The sequence below is a fragment of the Paenibacillus periandrae genome, assembly GCF_022458865.1.
In the GTDB taxonomy this organism is placed as follows: Bacteria; Bacillota; Bacilli; order Paenibacillales; family NBRC-103111; genus Paenibacillus_S; species Paenibacillus_S periandrae.
Window position 1 is genome coordinate 61,433 of the sequence record NZ_JAJNMU010000020.1, and the last position, 17,879, is coordinate 79,311.

A 17,879-nucleotide genomic window follows, 5' to 3' on the forward strand; every position below is an offset into this window, starting at 1 on the left:
AAGATTAAGTAAACGGATGAGGATTTATCCTGAATAACATGGTTTTGCAAGGGAATTTAAATGAATCTAACAAGGGGGAAGTTACAGTTGGGGAATACTTTAACAGCGGTTCACAAACAGGTTAGCAAACAGGTTAACAAGGAACCGACAAAAAGGCTAACCCCGGAAAACTCATGGGTTAAGTCACTTTCGCGGCATCGTGCCTTGTACATCATGTTAATTCCGGGACTCGTCTATTTTTTAATATTTAAATATGTCCCGCTTTTAGGCAGTGTAATTGCTTTTCAGGATTATAAAATTTTTAAAGGTATTTTGGGTAGTGACTGGGCGGGTCTGCGATGGTTTAACCAGATCTTCACCTACCCGCAATTTGGCAGATTGCTTAGGAATACCTTATTAATCAGCCTGTATCAAATTGTGTTTGCCTTTCCGGCACCCATAATTATTGCTTGCTTGTTAAACGAGTTAAGAAATATGTTTTTCAAACGAACGGTTCAGACGATTCTCTATCTACCCCATTTCTTATCATGGACCTTGATATTCGGCTTGTCCTATATGATGTTCTCTACACAAACCGGTATCATCAATCAAATCATTGTAAGCTTGGGCATGGAGCCCATTCAATTTATGCAGAAGGCTGAATATTTCCGCACCTTAATTGTTCTTTCGGGCATGTGGAAGGAGATGGGGTGGAGTGCCATTATTTTTTTGGCAGCCCTGGCCGGAATTAGCCCCTCCCTTTATGAAGCTGCAAGAATGGATGGTGCGAACCGTTGGAAACAATTTGTCCATGTTACGCTTCCCGGATTGCTTCCTGCCATAGTCATTTTATTGCTTCTCAAAATTGGCCATGTATTGGACCTTGGCTTTGAACACATTTATGTATTTCTCAATCCTATTACTTACGAGACAGGCGACATTCTTGATACGTATGCTTACAGGGCAGGCATTATACAAGGCCAATACAGCTTGACCACAGCAATCGGACTTTTCAAATCGGTAATTGGTTTTATCCTTTTAGTAACTGCCAATAAAATCAGCAAAGCCATATCAGGAGAAGGTTTATATTAGGAGGAGCTATGAAATATAAGTCAACGTTAGGCGAAAAAAGTTTTGATATCTTTAACACTTCCTTGCTGTTGGCCATCTGTTTATCGGTAATATCACCTTTACTCCATGTTGTAGCGGGATCGCTAAGCTCAGTCAATGCGCTGACGCGGAGGGAAGTTTACTTCTGGCCCAAAGAATGGACGTTGTACAACCTTCAGCTTGTTTTGCAGAATGACGCGTTTTGGAGTGGCTTGAGAGTCTCCATAATAATCGTCACTGTAGGTACCGCTGTCAATTTAATTTTAACTGTGCTTACAGCGTATCCGTTGTCAAAGCCATTCCTTAAGGGCCGCAAAGGGATTCTATTGTTTATTATATTTACAATGGTTTTCCAGGCGCCCATCATCCCCACATATCTTGTGGTCAAAAGCTTAGGGCTGCTTGATACTTATGCAGCTTTGATCATTCCAGTGGCAGTAAATGCATTTAATATGATCATATGCCTGACCTTCTTTAGAAATTTACCCGAAGAATTGTTTGATGCCGCCAAAATCGATGGGCTTTCTGAGTATGGAAGCTTGTGGAAGATTGCCTTACCGATATCCAAGCCCGTTATGGCTACCATGTTGCTATTTTACGCCGTTAGCCACTGGAACAGCATCATGGTTCCTCTGCTATATATAACGGATAGAACTAAGCATACTTTACAGGTTTACATCTACAATTTGATATCTCAATCGAATACGGAATCCGTTGCCGCAACGGCAGATACCAACTTGCGTATTTTACCTGAAGCCGTACAAATGTCAACCATCGTTCTGGCAACCTTGCCTATTGTTTTGTTGTATCCCTTCTTGCAAAAACATTTTATTAAGGGAGCCTTGTTAGGTTCTGTCAAGGAATAACTGTTATTCCAGGGGTCAAAGCCTGTTAAAATATAACAAACAATACAAATAGGGAGGCGACAAGAATGAGAAAGTTTAAAACAATCAGTTTGCTGAGCACAGCACTCATTATGGCGGCATTGTCAGCTTGTTCAACGGGGACTGAAAAGGACACGAAGCAAACAGGTAATGCGCCAGCACCTGTCACTAAACCAACGATTACCATGTTCAGCTCGGACAATAATTCTCCACTACCCGCAGAAAAAACGATGAACATACCTACCTTCAAGTACTTGGCAGATAAAACAAACACCATTCTCGATTGGACCTTCCTGCCTCACGCCCAGTATAAAGATCAGCTTCGCATTCGAGTGGCGAGCGGCCAAATCCCTGATATCATCCTGCTGAATACGATCGCAGAGATGGATTCGATAACGGGCGGCCAAGCCATGGAATTAAATGATTTATTAGATAAGTTCGGACCGAATTTAAAAAAGGTAATTCCAGCTGCTGCCTGGGCTGGCGTATCCAAAAAAGGGAAAATATTGGGAATACCGATGCCAAGCTCGCTGGGCTCCAGTAAAATACTTTACGCCCGTAAGGATTGGATGGATAAAGTCGGAATCAAGGAAAACCCCAAAAATGAGCTGGAATTGTTAGACATGTTACGTGCATTTCGGGATAAAGACCCTAATGGAAACGGAAAGAAAGACGAAATCCCCTTCATTATGAGAGAAAAACTGTCTTGGGGAGATAACATATTCGGTATGTATGGGCTATCCCCTAATAACTTCCATGAAGTCAATGGGGAAATCATTCCTGATTTCATTCATCCGGATATGAAGAAGGCGTTGTCTTTCATGAAAACCATGCTGGATGAGAAGCTATTAGACAATGAAATGTTCGTTAACAAACAAACACCTCCCAAGGTAATGGGCAATATTGCAGGATTATTCGTGCATGTACCTGGAGAAGCGTGGACCTCATGGCAAGCTAAGCTGGAAGCAGCGAATCCGGGACAAGGCGCTAAGCTGGTCGCGATTCCCACTCCGCGGGCGACAGGGTATACAGGAAAGGTTGGCGTATCAGAGAGTCCGGTAGGCAGAGTATACTTCATTATGAACTCCTCCAAAAATGCGGAGGCCATCATTAAGATGTTTGATTGGTTGGCCAGCGAAGAGGGTCAAGCGTTCGCAAACCTTGGCATCCCAGGAGTAACGTATACAAAAGAAGGAAATGAGTACAAATATGATAAACAAAAGGATACGGATGATAAGACTTTACTTTGGAGATTGAGTACGATGTACTATCTGGAAAGCTTTGCACCCATAAATCAGGCGAAGCTTGGCAAAGAAGGGTATGATTTCCTGCAGGCAACATTAGCTACAGCCGCCAAAGAAGGCCTGCCGAATCCGTTCTCGATCATACCGCAATTGCCAGCCCTTCAACAAAATCCTGATATCGATTATAACGGAAATCTGTTCCAGGAAGCAGCAGCTAAAATTTTACTCGGCAGTGCACCGCTCGAATCCTTTGACACATTTGTAGCCACTTGGCGCAAGCAGGGTGGAGATCAATATATCAAGGAATTAACGGAATGGTATAACCAGAATGTGAAAAAGTAATAGTAGGGGTATAGATGAATCCAATTTGTGAAATAGAGGAGAAAAAGAAAATGAATAAAATGAGGTTCGGTATTATTGGCGGTGGTGTTATTGCCCCAACTCACGCTCAAGCGATTACAGGCAATTCCGAAGCGGAGCTTGTGGCCATTGCGGATGTTGAATTGGAAAAGGCTGAGCGGATGGCCGTTGATTACGCCATTCCCCACGTATATGAGGATTACCAGGAATTGCTTAAGCGTGATGATATCGATGCCATCACTGTTGCCGTTCCGAGCGGCTATCATGCCGAGGTCGTAATTGCGGCTGCTGAAGCCGGTAAGCACGTGCTCTGCGAGAAACCGCTGGAAATTACAGCGGACAATATGACGCGAATGACAGCTGCTTGCCGTAAGGCAGGAGTAAAGCTTGGTTGTGTATTCCAGCGCCGGGTGAGTCCTGCAGCAATCATTACGAAAAAAGCGATGGATGACGGTAAGTTAGGCAAGCTGGTGCTCGGTGATGCCTACCAGAAATATTATCGCAGCCCTGAATATTACAAAAGTGCGGGTTGGCGGGGTACTTGGGCGCTTGACGGTGGAGGGGCGCTAATGAATCAAGGCGTACACGGTATTGACTTGATTCAATGGCTGATGGGAGATGTACAATCCGTCTTTGCCTATTCATCCGCCTTGGTTCGTGAGATCGAAGTTGAGGATACAGCCGTAGCCGTTGTGAAGTACAAAAATGGAGCTTTTGGCGTCATCCAGGGGACGACTTCGGTGTATCCTGCGCAGGAAATACGGTTTGAGCTGCACGGCGAAAATGGAACGATCATTTTTGACGATTTGGGCTTCAAACAATGGAAATTTGCCGATAGCGAGGAAGAAATGCCACAGGTACCTTCCACATTAAGCTCAAAGGATGACCCGAAACAAATAGCCAATCACGGTCACTTTCTGCTTGTAGACGATTTAATTCAAGCGATTCGCGAGAATCGGGATCCGCTGATAACAGGCGAGGAAGGGCGGAAATCCGTAGACCTCATTCTGGCTATCTATGAATCCGCGCGTACGGGCAAAGAAATTAGCTTGGTATAAAGCAGGTAGGACAGCAATGCTAACCGTATATAACAATCGTATTGATTTTGAACGAGACAATCCGACGATAGCGGTGCTGCCGATTGGAGCCGTGGAGCAGCATGGAAGTCATCTTCCTGTAGGCATGGATATGATCATTTCATCTGAATTTGCATCCCGATTGGCTGAGAAACTGGACGCTTACTTGCTGCCAGTGCTTGCAGTGACTTCCTCCATTGAACACAAAAAAGCACTAGTCACCGTGTATTTAAAAGCAACCACACTTGCCCTTGTAGTAAAAGACATCGCTGAATCGCTTCACGAAGCAGGATTCAAAAAGTATATTCTCATTAATGGGCATGGCGGTAATTGGATTCTGAAGCCAACCATTCGACAGCTTAACCGCGATTTGAATGATCGCCACCATAGCGGAATGGGTATGGAAACGATTCTGATCCATACCACAGTTGGAGCTGACCGGCAAAATGAAGTGTTCACACACAAGCAGCACGTATTCATGCCGGGGAGAAAGAAACCTCTATCATGCCGCACCTGCACCCCGAATATGTGGGCACGATTCGTGAGCTTCCCGATAAGGAATTCCATCCCCAGGATTTCATGGACTATTTTGACGTGATGGATTTGTCGGAAGACGGGTATTGGGGTTTCCCGGAAAGCGGTACAGCCGCCAAGGGCGCCAAGCTATTGGACATTATGGTCGAAAGTGCCCTCCAATACTTGGAGCGGATAGAACAGCATCATAAGTCCTTGTCTAAAGGAGCGGATGGCCAGGGGTGAAGCAGGCAGCGCAAATAAACGAGCTAGTCATTCGCCAACTGACAGAAGCTGATATTCCTTTTGCGATGGAATTGAAGAATATCGCAGGCTGGAACCACCAGGTATAAGCCGATTGCCAGGGGTATTTGACATATGAGCCTGGTTGCTTCCTTGCAGAAATCAATGGTCGCGCTGCAGGAACAGCTACGGCGATCCGCTACGGAACTAAACTCGGATGGATTGGGAAGGTATTAGTCCATCCCGATCTGCGCCGTTATGGGATCGGCAAAGCAATACTGAAACGGACTATTGCGTATTTACAGGGTCTCGGGGTAACTTGCATAAAGCTTGGTGCCACACCTATGGGCAAAACCGTTTATGTGCCACTCGGCTTCGCGGAAGAGTATGAGCTGGAGCGTTATCAAGGCGTGGCAGGCATAGTAAAACAACTCACAAAAGCGGATGTTATCCCAATTACTGAGGATATCTGTTAGCACATCAAGGCTACAATGCAGTGCAAGCGGGTCCTTGGATAGCAAGCAGCGAGCAGGCAGCTGAAGTCTTATTTGAAGCTTTTATGTGCGAGGTAGCTGGCAAAACCATATTGCTTGATATGCCATGCTTGAATGACTTTGGTAAAGTTCTCTTATTAAAGCATGGCTTTACAGTGCAGCGTGGCTTCACGCGAATGTACTTGGGTGAAAATCGATGTCCAGGATTTCCACAAGGAATTTATGGTACATCAGGTGCTGAAAAAGGTTAATCCCGTGCTCAACAAAGCTAAATAACTATAAATGGATTCGGAAAGGATGGGCGATATGACCGTAACAAAATCCTTGATTATCGGAATGATCGGATTGGATACTTCCCACAGTAGTATTTTTACGAGGCTTTTAAATGATCCGAATACGGAGTACCATATTCCAGGTGGTAGAGTTACTTATGCATTTCCTGGGGGATCGCCAGATTTTGAGCTAAGCTATTCCCGAGTCGAAGGGTTTACAAGCACACTTCGTGATGAATATGGGGTACAAATCTTAAATAGCCCTGAGGAAGTGGCAGAACGTTCGGATGCGGTATTGCTCACCTCTGTCGATGGGCGTGTTCATTTGGAGCAGTTCCGCCGGATTGCAACTTATGGCAAACCGGTATTTGTTGATAAGCCTTTTGCAACGACAACGGCAGAGGCAAAGGAAATCATGCGTCTTGCAGCTGAATACAAGCTGCCGATCATGAGCTCGTCTTCGCTGCGTTACTCCACTGGGATAGCTGATGCCTTAAACGGAAATACAGACGATGTTATTATCGGGGCCGATTGTTACGGACCAACAGAGCTTCAGCCGACACAGCCAGGGCTGTTCTGGTATGGCATCCATACAGTTGAAATGCTGTATCGTATATTGGGTAAAGGCTGCGTGCAGGTAACAGCAGCTACGAATGAGAGCCATGAGTTTGTTGTTGGCCAATGGTCAGATGGACGGATTGGAACCATTCGTGGTAATCGGCTTGGAAATATGACGATGGGAGCCGCCATCCATCGTACCAAGGAATCGGAGTTCGTCGACTGCAGCAAGTATCCTAAGCCCGTTTATGCAAGTTTATTAGAAATGGCTGTCGCCATGTTTCACAGTGGGACTTCTCCAGTCGATCCGGAAGAAACATTAGAAATTATTCGCTTTTTGGAAGCGGCCAATGATAGCCGGGCAACGGGTAAGACAGTAAGCTTATAAAGACTAATTAAGCGACAACTTGCATTCAGCTAATTAGATTGATAATGTGCTGGAAAGTTGAAGGGATTATTCTAACGATCTCGGATAATTCGTATTATGAATTCGTTTTGAGCATGTTTTAGTTCAGAGCCCCGTTAAAACGGGGCAGGTCGAAAATAATTCACCTGTCCTCTCTGATGTAGAATGGCTAATTAAATTTTAAATGGAAATATATGGTTGATTGTGATTTTCGTTTACAAGTATACTCTTCCTCTTGTTAACCTACTTGTAACTCCTCTGTAGGCCGCACCAGGATGGGACATCTCCTCTAAGTAACGATGACCACGTTCGCACCTTTTACATCGAATTTACATCGTTTCGTGTTTACAACCTCAACGTATTGTAACGAACGATCTCGTCATATAAATGGCTGCGGAAAAACGTATAATGGCCTTAAGCAAAGTACGGCGGGCGGTGGCCGGACGCATGATTTCATAGATTGATATTTTTTCAAATTCGGGAGGAGATCGTCACATGAGCAGGCCAAATATGATCATAGAAACGAACGCGGATCAGTTGAAAGTAAAAGTGTTCGATACCAGAGCAGCTATGGGGCAGCAGGCCGCTCTGGATGTCGCTGGAAAAATGAAACAACTGCTAGGCAGCCAGCCCAGACTGCGGATGATTTTTGCGGCAGCCCCGTCGCAGAATGAAGTGCTCGCCGGACTGGCGGTGATGGACGGACTCGATTGGAGCCGTGTTACGGTTTTTCATATGGATGAATATATCGGGCTTTCGGGTGACGCCCCACAGGCGTTCGGCAAATTTCTGAAAGATCGTTTATTCGATCGGGTACAGCCGGACGAGGTTCATATTATTAACAGCGCGGGGGACATTGCTCAGGAAGCGGAGCGCTACAGCCGCCTGCTTGCAGAAGCGCCGATTGATATCGTCTGCCTCGGCATCGGGGAAAATGGGCATATCGCCTTCAATGATCCTCCGTTTGCCGATTTTCAGGATCCTTTGCTGGTGAAGCCGGTTGAGCTGGATCTGGAGTGCCGCCAGCAGCAGGTGAATGACGGCTGTTTTGCCGGGCTGGATCAGGTGCCGACGCATGCCTTGACGCTGACGATTCCAGCGCTGTCCTCAGGCAAGCATTTATTTTGCTCCGTGCCGGGTCCATTGAAAAGAGAAGCGGTGAAACAGACGCTGCACGGCCCGATCTCAACAGCGTGTCCGGCCAGCATCCTTCGCCAACATGATGATTGCACGCTGTATGCGGATAAGGATTCCTACGGTGTGTAACTTGTGTTGGATTGGAATGATGGAGCCTGAAAGGAGCGCGGACCTCATGGAAATGAAGAGTTTGAGAACAGCCGTCATTGGCGCGGGTATTATTTCGGACCGGCATTTTGAAGCGATCCGCGATACGCAGTGTGATTGCCGCGCTGGAGCATGTGTATCGCTCAGCTGAAACGGGTACGGAGCAGGAAGTGCAGCAGCCGGTTATGGATAGATAGAGCAAGAGCATGCGCGACAGTTACATTAACTGGGTTTTACTTGTTAGCATGGTCGTATAAAAGTACCAGGTAGAAAAAAGACAAAGACATACCCGGCAAGCTAAAAATCAAGCTTACAGCATGAAGAGTTTTAAGTGCTCACTTTAAGCTGATGACGGATCTTCCGACTTTTGTATCAAGTACCCGAGCTTCTGAAGTCGTTTGATCATAAGTTCTTCATGAGTAACGGATCTGCGTTTGGCTTGGAAATCGGCACCGAGTTCTTTGTAGGGTTCACCCGTCTTTAAGATGTGGTAGGCAATCACGAGCATTTTATGAGCAATCGCAACAACAGCTTTATTTTTCCCGTGTCTTGAGGCAATAGACCAGAACGTTGAACCTAAAAAGCTTCGAGTTTTACTGGCTGACCATGCAGCTTCGACTAGCGCAGCTTTCAAAGCGGCATTACCTTTTAAGATGTGTGAACTTTTTTTTTACCGGCACTCTCATTATTGCCCGGACTTAAACCAGCCCACGATGAAAGGTGAGCCTCTGTGGGGAAGATAGACATGTCCACTCCGATTTCAGCGACGATCATTTGGGCAGTTTTCAGAGCGACGCCGGGAATGGTATCCAAATTGGCCAGTTGTTTCTTGATAGGGTTCAAAGTAAGGGATGTGCGATTTGTTCTGCTATAACGTAGTAACGCTCAAAGTGTTATAAAACGGAAATGCAGGGGCTTTCAAGAGCCTAACTTTGTAACCGAAGATTGGAATGAAGGATCCTTGTTTCCTGAAACAATCTCGTTAATACTCCTGCATGCGTTTGGCGCGGCAACGGCAATCGTATGAAGCCAGGTGAAGTCGGCAGAAAGTAGGCCAAAGCCACTCGTAAAGAGAAGGTACGCCAAATGATATGCCGGACGGCTGAAAAATAATCTACGGTGAGAATGATCAAAAGGTCTGACGAACTACCGAATGTACGAGTCTATAGACTTAACATATGGAAACATATGGTCCAACAAACGTTGGAGTGGGTGGCGAGAAGTACAATTGTCCCATAGGAAAGTCGCTATACCGAACGATGGCGGTATCCAGCCCACAGGCTCAGAGGAAGCAACTAATGATTATATGAATAGCTAGGTTACAAGGAACAAAGAAAGCAAGGACCGTCAGTTTTGTGAATGCCATTCACGACGGTTGCTATAAGGCAATTTGCCGAAATGCATTTATCCTTGTGAGAGTAGGGTAACGACCTGTGAAGTACCTGTAATGGGTATCGAGGAACAGCCCCAAGTCTCCTTAGATTAAAAAGTTAATTTTCCAAAAGTGAACTGCACCGATCTAGGCATCCTTTCCGCAGGGCTACAATCGCCTGACTAAAGCCTTTAATTTGATGGGTGTGGCTCATAGCTCACACTAGTTTGATCTCAAGGCGATGTATTTCAGTTTAGGTGTCGCGGTCGTACCACATTGAGCTTATCGACTTTTCCTGTCCTGCTCTTATCTTTGTTGACAGGTTAAGATCGAAATAAACTAGGTTTTTTTTTTCAATAAAGTTTGAGCCCGATAGGGCGTTTAGTTTAGGAGGGAACATGATGAGCGAAATTTTTACAGTCCGCGGCCGTCATTACCGGACCGGACTTTCTATAGAGTTAGCGGTTGAAAACGGCGTGATCTCAGCTGTCCGTGAGACAGAAAGCAGTGAGGTCGAGGAAACCGACACCGACCTGCCTCGAATCGCACCGGGCTTAGTCGATTTGCAGCTTAACGGCTGCATGGGGTTGGATTTCAATCAGTCGCCAATTCCGGCCGATGTCACGGAGCGCATTTCTGAGGCACTATGGCGTCAGGGAGTGACGTCCTATTATCCGACCGTGATTACAAACGGCGACGCGGAGATCGAGCAGGCCGTCCGATCGATTTCCGAAGCGTGCAGGCGCAGTACGCTGGTGGATCTGTCTGTAGGAGGCATCCATCTCGAAGGACCGTTTATTTCACCGCATGACGGTCCGCGCGGCGCTCACGGCAAAGCTTATGTGAAAGCGCCGAATTGGGAGCTGTTTCAGCGCTGGCAGGAAGCGGCTGACGGCCGAATCAGGATCATTACCTTATCCCCCGAATGGCCGAAAGCGCCTGATTTTATCGCCAAATGCGCGGCATCGGGAGTAACGGTGTCTATCGGTCATACATCGGCTTCCAACGAGCAAATCCTTGCGGCAGCGGACGCTGGAGCACGGATGTCCACTCATTGGGGCAACGGCGCGCACCTTATGCTGCCCCGGCATCCCAACTATTTGTGGGAGCAGCTCGCCTGCGACAGTCTGTGGACATGTGTAGTCGCCGATGGCTTTCATCTGCCGGATTCCGTATTGAAATCGGCTTTCCGCGTCAAGGGCGAACGGGCATTGATCGTCAGTGATGCCGTCTATTTGTGCGGTATGCCGCCGGGTGAGTATGAAACGCATGTTGGCGGTCAGGTGATTCTGACACCGGAGGGGCGGCTTCACCTGGCTGCCAATCCGCAGCTGCTCGCCGGATCGGCGCAACTGCTCGCCTGGGGGATTGAGCATGTGACCCGCAGCGGATTGGCCTCGTTGGCCGATGCATGGGACATGGCCTCCGTGCGTCCGGCCACGGCGATGAGCCTCCAGGCTTCGGCTGGTTTACAGCCCGGAGCGCCGGCGGATCTGGCTATTTTCCGGCAAAATGACGACCGTATCGAGATCATCAAAACCTATAAGCAGGGGCGTCTTGTATATGACGGCGCTGCATCTGAAGCTAACTGACTGGCTGTGCCATAGGATGCTCCGTTCATGATGGGATACAAGAAAAGCATCCGCCCAGCCCAAGCCTACTCGAATAAAGTCTTTCGTTGGCAGTATATAACTTGTATATGATAAGAAAACCTCTATCAAGGCCTTTCGATGATGAGCGACCGCGTTTCAGATGTAGGTTTTCTTGAAACATAAGAATCCTTCAGCTCCGCTGAAAACTTATAAATACGCTTATGTTATAAAGAAAGCCGCGACCCTGCAGGTTCGCGGCTTCGTACAGAACTATTTATTAGTACTGTGCTGTTTATTGGGCAGCTTGTCACCAAGGGTTCCTTTACCTTGGTGTTTTTTGTTTTGTTCCGCTTTTTTCTGTGTTTCGTGCAGCTTCTCGACGAAATCGTGAGTCGGGTGACAAGAACATTATCTCATTAGTTGCCGCGTAAATCGCGGTTTTTTTATTTTATGGGATCAAGTTCTTGTCAAAACCAAATGACAAGAACTTGATCCCATTCCCGATTTTGACAAGAACATTATCTCATTCCCGACGAGTCTACTTTGAAGTGAAAAGGAGGTATACGAAAACTCCCTACGGGATTAAGCTATTGGGCAGTTTAATGGAGCAATAGTCGCTCAACTGTGATGGACCTAGATACAACACAATTTATTATCTTATTGTCATTAACATGTTAGTTTACGACTATTGAAATATATCCATGTTTATCAGAATATGGATAAGACAAATAAATACAGTGTCTATAGCTTAAGAAGGGGGCATACAGATGGGTTCAAGAATCATGCACTATTGTATTTCATCTCTATTAGCTGATAGGTTAGGTATTGAGAACAGGAACGAGTTTATGCTCGGGGGGATAGCACCTGATATACATGGGCTCATGGGTGTGGCAAAAGGAGTAACACATTTTAAGAATATTGATGCAAGTGGAAAAAGTCGTATCAACTACTTTCGCTTTTATGATACTTACAAGGATACTATGAATAAACCCTTTTACCTTGGCTATTTATGTCACTTAATTTCGGATGTAGTTTGGTTGGAACTATATTTAAAAATCGTAGGATTCGCATCTCCTCAGCAATTGAAGGATAAAGCACTAGTCGCATATCGTGATTTTACAAGACTAAACGGAAGAATTACAAAACAATATTCTCTGAAACTTCATCAGCATGTACTGCCTACCGTGAATATTGACGGATATAACAGCGAATACTTACCTGCCTTACTAGATTTGCTGAGAAAGGACTTTACAATTGATGAAGACCTTATGAATGAAACGCTGGAGCTGTTTAATGACAATAACTTTGAAATCATTGACTATATTAACAGGTCGGTTGACGAGAGTATGGTGTTTTTGTCCAATATGCTATTTACGAACGGGAACTATAGTTGAACAGAGCAGACTGCGGAGGTGGTCTGCTTTTTCATTAAAGTAACTGGCAGAATAATTTAATCATTAATAATTTAATATCTTCTTGTACTGATATTTTATATTTTTTCCTTATCTTATTTATATATAGGGGGAGTGAAGAGTTGGAAGCTTGTTTTTTGTTAACCGGGAAACCTCGAATAGGAAAAACAACAGCAATAAAGCGAATCATTCAACAAATTGGTCACGAATATTTTGGTGGTTTTTACACTGAAGAAATACGTAACTCTACAAATCGTACTGGATTTAATTGCATAACGCTTAATGGTGAGACTGTATGTATTGCAAGTGTTGATAGTGAAAGTTCGGTAAGAGTAGGGAGATATGGGGTTGATATAGATGCTTTTGAAAATATTGCTTTAAAGGCAGTGAGCCTATCGTTAAATACAAAGAAGATTACAGTCATTGACGAGATCGGTTTCATGCAAATGTTATCCGCTCCATTTGAAGAAATGATCTATGAAGTTATTTCGAGTTCTAAACATATGATTTTAGGGACAATTTGTGTGGATAGCCATCCGAGCATTGACAAGATAAAGAAACGATCTGGGATAAGACTTTATCATCTGAGTGAAGAAAATCGTGAGTTGACAACAGAAATAATAGCAAGTGATATTCTTAAGTTTTTCAAGTGAATAAATTTATCTGTATCGAGTGCTCAGTAGCACAACCACAGAATATGGTGCAATGGAGGTTTTTTTATGGGTTCGCGGTTGATGCATTTAATAAATGGTGAGACGGATGATGAGCATTTTCGCTCGGCTTATGAAAAAATGCCTCGTTCAGTGAAAGGTCTAGAAGGTGCAGGGGAGTGGCATGGGATTTTGGACAAAATTGCCGGAAAGTCTGCTGGGGTCTAGATACCATGTTGAACAAGCACGCTGGTTAGAAAATGCAACGAAAATTTTTTGTTCGACAGCACTTACAGAAGTGGATTGGACCAATTCCAAGGTAATCAAAGACCATATTATGGAAGTGTTAGCGGCTCTATGAGGTTGCCACGCTTGGGCACCCTCATAGAGCGATTTACGAACCTCCTATAAGGCCTCAATGATATAACCATGGACATGGAACCGATCGGCAATCCGTATGGCCTTGGGAAAGCATTCGCTGATCCAAGTGTGATAGGCTTGAGCCAAATCTATGACGACAGCTTTATCTACATTGAGGACTAATCGGACAATGTTCTTGTCAGTTATCGGATAAAGTTCTTGTCAGCCGACAAAGTGCGACAACTGTCGGAAGTCAACATCATTGATACATTAAAAGTCGCTTAAGTTGTGGCTTTTTTTTAGTTATGTAATTAATTATTATGTATACTTATGTTGTCGTACTCGCTAAGCTATACGAACGAATACGATAGTGAAATAACCAGGGAGCAGATCGCCGCGGCAGCTGCTCTCTGGTTTTCATTGAAGTAACTGGCAGCATAGTACAATTGCGGTCAACTGATGGAAAAGTGGATATTTCCATGTATCTGGAAAAACAGACTGGCAGAATTATTTTATCCAAATATTAATTAACGGTGGAAGTAATATAAAGAGGCATAACGCCTGAGACGTTATGCCTTTTTATATTACTTCACAAACTGGTTTAATAGCTTTTGGACAACTTCACGCTTTACAGGCTTACTGATATACTCATCCATCCCATAAGTGAGACACTTTTCACGATCACCCTTCAAAGCATTGGCCGTGACCGCGATGATGGGCGGACTTTTCTCCTTGAGCTCTTCTTTTATCATCTTCATCGCATCGAAGCCGTTCATAATCGGCATGTGCAGATCCATTAAAATGAGATCAAACGGCTCTTTGCGCGTTGCTTGAACCGCGTCTAAGCCGTTTGTGACGGTGGTAACCTTATGACCCATTTTTTCAAGTATTTTGGTCAGCACCAGCTGGTTGATATGATTGTCTTCAGCAAGCAAAATGCTCGCCTCTCGTGCCGTATGACTCTTGTCCATGTGAACCTCTTGGTTGGGAGGTGCCACTGCTTTCTTAAGCCTGATAGTGAAAGTAAACGACGAGCCGTTCTTACCGTCACTCTCCGCGTAAATCTCGCCGCCCATCATGCCGATAATTCTGCGGCTGATGGCAAGCCCAAGGCCAGTGCCTTCGTGCCTGCGCATCATAAAACTGTCAATCTGCGCAAACGGTTCAAAAATCTCGTTGAGCTGCGCGGGATCAATCCCAATGCCCGTATCAGTTACCGTAAATGTCAACAGGGAGGGATCTTCCTTTCCAAGCTTTACCTTTACCGATATGCTTCCCTTGGGCGTGAATTTTACTGCATTGCCGAGCAGGTTTAGGAGCACTTGTTTTAAGCGTTCGGCGTCACCGTAAATATAGTCAGGAACACCGTGATTTATAGTGCTGGAGAGCTCCAAGTGTTTTTGCTCGGCTCTCATGGAAATGACGGCGAAGCTCTCCTGGATGCATTTGCGCAGTTCGAATGTATCCTCTTGCAGCTCTGTTCGGCCTGCCTCGATCTTAGAAAGATCAAGGATGTCGTTGATAATATTGAGCAGAGTATCCCCGCTTTTGCGGATGATCTCCACATAGCCTCGTTGCTCTTCATTGAGCTCCGTGGTGTCAAGCAGAATATCCGTCATGCCGATCACCCCGTTCATGGGGGTTCGGATTTCATGGCTCATCATGGCCAGAAACTCACTTTTAGCTTTGTTCGTGGACTCGGCGGTCTCCTTCGCAAGCATCAACTGTTTCTGCTCGGAGATGTCCTTGCATATGAGATAGAATCCGATATTTTGATTGTTCACAAAAATCGGTGCAATACTGGTAAGCACTTCGATGACTTCACCGTCTTTGGCGACAAGCGTGTTTATGTGCTGCTCAACCGAATTATCGTACAGCGCCCTATCCAGAATGTTCTGGACGTTTTCCTGTCCAATTAGAATTGCAAGCTTCATACCGATCAACTCGGATTCGATGGAGTAGCCTGTTATCTTTTCCGACATACTGTTGGCGTTAATGATTCGGCCGTCAAGGCCAAAGGAGATGACGCTGTCATGGTTGTATTTTTTGAGAGACGTATACCGCTCAACGGATTCCTGAAGACGTTGCTCGGATTCCTTTTTCTTTGTGATTTCAATGATTTGGCAGATGTAATACGTCGGTTGGTTCGCCTCGTCGATGAAAAGCTTGAGAGAGAGCAATCCCCACATGTAGTCGCTCATCCTTGTGAGAAACCGCTTTTCGACCTGTACTTCCGTTTTTTCACCCATAAGTGCCTTAAAATCGTGAATATTTCTGATATCATCATTATCGTGGGAGAGGTCTTCTAACCTCATGCCGTTAAACTCTGCTTTGGAATAGCCAAAGATCCGTTCCATGGCGGAGTTTACTGTTAAAATCATACCGTCTGGTGTAACAAGTGCGATCCCGAAGGAAGCATGATCAAACACTTGTTGGTTGAATTGAACCTGGTTCAGGTTAACGCGATGCATGGCGGCCTCCATAGTGTAAGGTAATGTTTTCGCGAAAAATAGACCTCCTATTTTGAAGGTCTTATCAATATCGTAAAATAAAAAAAATAAATGAATATAACTTCAATATTATTTACCCACTTTATTGCTTATCGAAACAGGTCCTAATAATTGAGTATTACTTTCAAACTTATATACTTGAGTGTTGCAAAAATCATGTTGTCGACAAAAACGAGTTAAGGCAAAGTTTTTAGAAGCTTCGTCGAATGACTAAACATAAAGAGGAGATCCGCCTTTAATGAAGAAATTGTTGGTTGCGATGCCACAATTTCCGGATAAAGGAGATGTCCCACTATTATGGTATCCCTCTACCTACCGATCGTCAAGTTCATTTTAGCCTTGAAGCTGGAATTTTCTAAACCTCAGCTTGTAAGCATGATCTTGTCGCTGGAAGCTTTATGCCTCCTGGCTGCAAACAGCCTAACCGTTTCTAACATTCAGTTGGTGTGAAAGTAACGGATTAATGACGATATGCACAAACTGATGCTCATCCAAGAATTGAACAACTGGACTATGATAACGACCCGTTGCCTCTAATACGACTGCCGCACGTTTCCCAGTAAAAGATTCTAAATCTTGAGCATAACGAAGAAAAGACGCAAGTCCACCAAGAATCATGATTAAAACGAAAAATCTTTCCATAGGGCGTTCCTCTGTCTGCAAAAGCTTGCGCGTGACTTACCCCTTTGGACACATCCAAACCAATGACAGGGTTCACATAATCACTCCCATTATATTTTTCACCGGGAACCCCTAACCTTCTTGTCGTCCACATTATCGCATGCGATTCGGGATCATGGTCCCGAACATCATCAAGTTACAAGGTAAGCGTTATGAAGAAAGTAACTATTATGATTTTCAATAACCCGAAGGATGAAAACAAAACAACAAAAAATATTCGAGAAACTTTCAATACTAAAACCTTTAAGGTGATTATTTAGATGCAACGATACTTTTTCCCACTTTATTTAGAAAAATACAGCTTCACCCTGAAAAGTTGTCTTGGACATATAGATCATGATGTTACTGGAATATATATAGTTTTTGAGAATGCAAATGTATTGTATGTGGGTATGTCCCTAAAGGTAATTACCCGATATGAGGGAGGCCCGACATCGATGCCACCGTCACCGGAGCAGCTGGAACGTGCGCTCGAGTTGATCCAGTGGAGTCTGGATCACGGCATTCCTGTAATGGCATGGGATCTGTTCGTACCTGACTTCGGCGTCATTTATGGGTATAACGACGAAACCCGCACGCTTCGCTGCCGTCACGTCACTAAAGACGGCGAACTGCCTTACGAAATGCTGGGTCGGGGTCAAGCGCCTGAGCTGTACGTGATTGCCGTGACCGAAACGATGGCGATCGACAAGCGGACCATGCTGCGCGGCTCGCTTAAACTGGCCGTCCGGCACGCGCGCGAACAAGGTTACAAGCGAGAAGATTCGAATTACCACAATGAAGTTCATCATAACCGAGCAAGAAAAAAATAACCAAGTAATTATCCCCCACTATTACGAACGGGCACTATAGTTGAGGGGCTTGCTTCGCGGCAGCTCC

General features: G+C 45.0%; 19 protein-coding genes and 2 pseudogenes. 15 read left to right on the top strand and 6 right to left on the bottom strand.

What is annotated here, in order from left to right; translation table 11 throughout:
* Positions 1–87 precede the first annotated feature (87 nt).
* From LRL21_RS29890 to LRL21_RS29925, 10 genes are all read left to right on the top strand, one after another.
* Complete coding sequence (locus LRL21_RS29890) at positions 88–1,071, top strand: ABC transporter permease (protein WP_240419421.1); 984 nt, start codon at positions 88–90, stop codon at positions 1,069–1,071.
* 8 nt (positions 1,072–1,079) lie between these two features.
* Complete coding sequence (locus tag LRL21_RS29895; RefSeq protein WP_240419422.1) at positions 1,080–1,955, top strand: carbohydrate ABC transporter permease; 876 nt, start codon at positions 1,080–1,082, stop codon at positions 1,953–1,955.
* A 65-nt stretch (positions 1,956–2,020) separates the two neighbouring features.
* On the top strand, positions 2,021–3,559 hold the full coding sequence (locus tag LRL21_RS29900) for an extracellular solute-binding protein (RefSeq protein ID WP_240419423.1): 1,539 nt from the start codon (positions 2,021–2,023) through the stop codon (positions 3,557–3,559).
* Positions 3,560–3,609: 50 nt separating this feature from the next.
* Positions 3,610–4,635 carry a Gfo/Idh/MocA family protein gene (locus tag LRL21_RS29905; protein WP_240419424.1) on the top strand — a complete coding sequence of 342 codons (1,026 nt, stop codon included), beginning with the start codon at positions 3,610–3,612 and terminating at the stop codon, positions 4,633–4,635.
* Positions 4,636–4,651: 16 nt separating this feature from the next.
* The gene (locus tag LRL21_RS29910) at positions 4,652–5,251 is read left to right on the top strand and encodes a creatininase family protein (RefSeq protein ID WP_275900967.1); all 600 of its coding nucleotides are present in this window, start codon (positions 4,652–4,654) and stop codon (positions 5,249–5,251) included.
* Positions 5,158–5,412 (top strand): hypothetical protein, encoded by a 255-nt coding sequence (locus LRL21_RS45825; protein WP_275900968.1) that lies wholly within the window; start codon positions 5,158–5,160, stop codon positions 5,410–5,412. The genes LRL21_RS29910 and LRL21_RS45825 overlap by 94 nt, the downstream gene beginning before the upstream one ends.
* Positions 5,413–5,537: 125 nt before the next feature.
* Positions 5,538–5,885 (top strand): GNAT family N-acetyltransferase, encoded by a 348-nt coding sequence (locus tag LRL21_RS29915; RefSeq protein WP_240419425.1) that lies wholly within the window; start codon positions 5,538–5,540, stop codon positions 5,883–5,885.
* A 20-nt stretch (positions 5,886–5,905) separates the two neighbouring features.
* The gene (locus LRL21_RS46895; RefSeq protein WP_420832503.1) at positions 5,906–6,154 is read left to right on the top strand and encodes a GNAT family N-acetyltransferase; all 249 of its coding nucleotides are present in this window, start codon (positions 5,906–5,908) and stop codon (positions 6,152–6,154) included.
* 55 nt (positions 6,155–6,209) lie between these two features.
* The gene (locus LRL21_RS29920) at positions 6,210–7,121 is read left to right on the top strand and encodes a Gfo/Idh/MocA family protein (RefSeq protein WP_240419426.1); all 912 of its coding nucleotides are present in this window, start codon (positions 6,210–6,212) and stop codon (positions 7,119–7,121) included.
* A gap of 513 nt (positions 7,122–7,634) precedes the next feature.
* Positions 7,635–8,405 carry a glucosamine-6-phosphate deaminase gene (locus tag LRL21_RS29925; RefSeq protein WP_240419427.1) on the top strand — a complete coding sequence of 257 codons (771 nt, stop codon included), beginning with the start codon at positions 7,635–7,637 and terminating at the stop codon, positions 8,403–8,405.
* Between the two features lie 358 nt (positions 8,406–8,763).
* On the opposite strand, the gene LRL21_RS29930 is transcribed toward LRL21_RS29925, so the two are convergent.
* Positions 8,764–9,057, bottom strand: coding sequence for a hypothetical protein (locus LRL21_RS29930; RefSeq protein WP_240419428.1), 294 nt, complete (start codon positions 9,055–9,057; stop codon positions 8,764–8,766).
* A gap of 14 nt (positions 9,058–9,071) precedes the next feature.
* Entirely contained in the window at positions 9,072–9,266 is a 195-nt protein-coding gene (locus LRL21_RS29935) for an IS110 family transposase (RefSeq protein WP_240419429.1), read from the bottom strand.
* A gap of 1,284 nt (positions 9,267–10,550) precedes the next feature.
* Between LRL21_RS29935 and LRL21_RS29940 the strand changes: the two genes are divergently transcribed.
* Positions 10,551–11,387, top strand: coding sequence for an N-acetylglucosamine-6-phosphate deacetylase (locus tag LRL21_RS29940; RefSeq protein WP_338044696.1), 837 nt, complete (start codon positions 10,551–10,553; stop codon positions 11,385–11,387).
* Between the two features lie 270 nt (positions 11,388–11,657).
* On the opposite strand, the pseudogene LRL21_RS29945 reads toward LRL21_RS29940, so the two are convergent.
* A pseudogene (locus LRL21_RS29945) lies at positions 11,658–11,768 on the bottom strand (DUF4023 domain-containing protein); the annotation flags it as partial.
* 386 nt (positions 11,769–12,154) lie between these two features.
* Between LRL21_RS29945 and LRL21_RS29950 the strand changes: the two are divergent.
* The 3 genes from LRL21_RS29950 to LRL21_RS29960 all read left to right on the top strand — a co-directional run bounded on the left by LRL21_RS29950 (position 12,155) and on the right by LRL21_RS29960 (position 13,677).
* Positions 12,155–12,781: a zinc dependent phospholipase C family protein gene (locus tag LRL21_RS29950; RefSeq protein WP_240419430.1), complete on the top strand. Its 627-nt coding sequence runs from the start codon at positions 12,155–12,157 to the stop codon at positions 12,779–12,781.
* 140 nt (positions 12,782–12,921) lie between these two features.
* Entirely contained in the window at positions 12,922–13,452 is a 531-nt protein-coding gene (locus LRL21_RS29955; RefSeq protein ID WP_240419431.1) for a nucleoside-triphosphatase, read from the top strand.
* 66 nt (positions 13,453–13,518) lie between these two features.
* A complete protein-coding gene (locus tag LRL21_RS29960; RefSeq protein WP_240419432.1) occupies positions 13,519–13,677 on the top strand; it encodes a hypothetical protein in 159 nt (52 codons plus the stop codon).
* Between the two features lie 180 nt (positions 13,678–13,857).
* Here the strand turns inward: LRL21_RS29960 and LRL21_RS46900 are convergent.
* The 3 genes and pseudogenes from LRL21_RS46900 to LRL21_RS29970 form a co-directional block, all read right to left on the bottom strand.
* Positions 13,858–13,974: pseudogene (locus LRL21_RS46900) on the bottom strand (transposase); the annotation flags it as partial.
* Between the two features lie 419 nt (positions 13,975–14,393).
* Complete coding sequence (locus tag LRL21_RS29965) at positions 14,394–16,280, bottom strand: PAS domain S-box protein (RefSeq protein WP_240419433.1); 1,887 nt, start codon at positions 16,278–16,280, stop codon at positions 14,394–14,396.
* Between the two features lie 459 nt (positions 16,281–16,739).
* On the bottom strand, positions 16,740–16,961 hold the full coding sequence (locus tag LRL21_RS29970; RefSeq protein ID WP_240419434.1) for an IS110 family transposase: 222 nt from the start codon (positions 16,959–16,961) through the stop codon (positions 16,740–16,742).
* Positions 16,962–17,260: 299 nt separating this feature from the next.
* On the opposite strand from LRL21_RS29970, the gene LRL21_RS29975 reads away from it, so the two are divergent.
* Positions 17,261–17,812, top strand: a complete 552-nt coding sequence (locus LRL21_RS29975; protein WP_240419435.1) for a hypothetical protein — start codon at positions 17,261–17,263, stop codon at positions 17,810–17,812.
* The last annotated feature ends 67 nt before the right edge of the window (positions 17,813–17,879 follow it).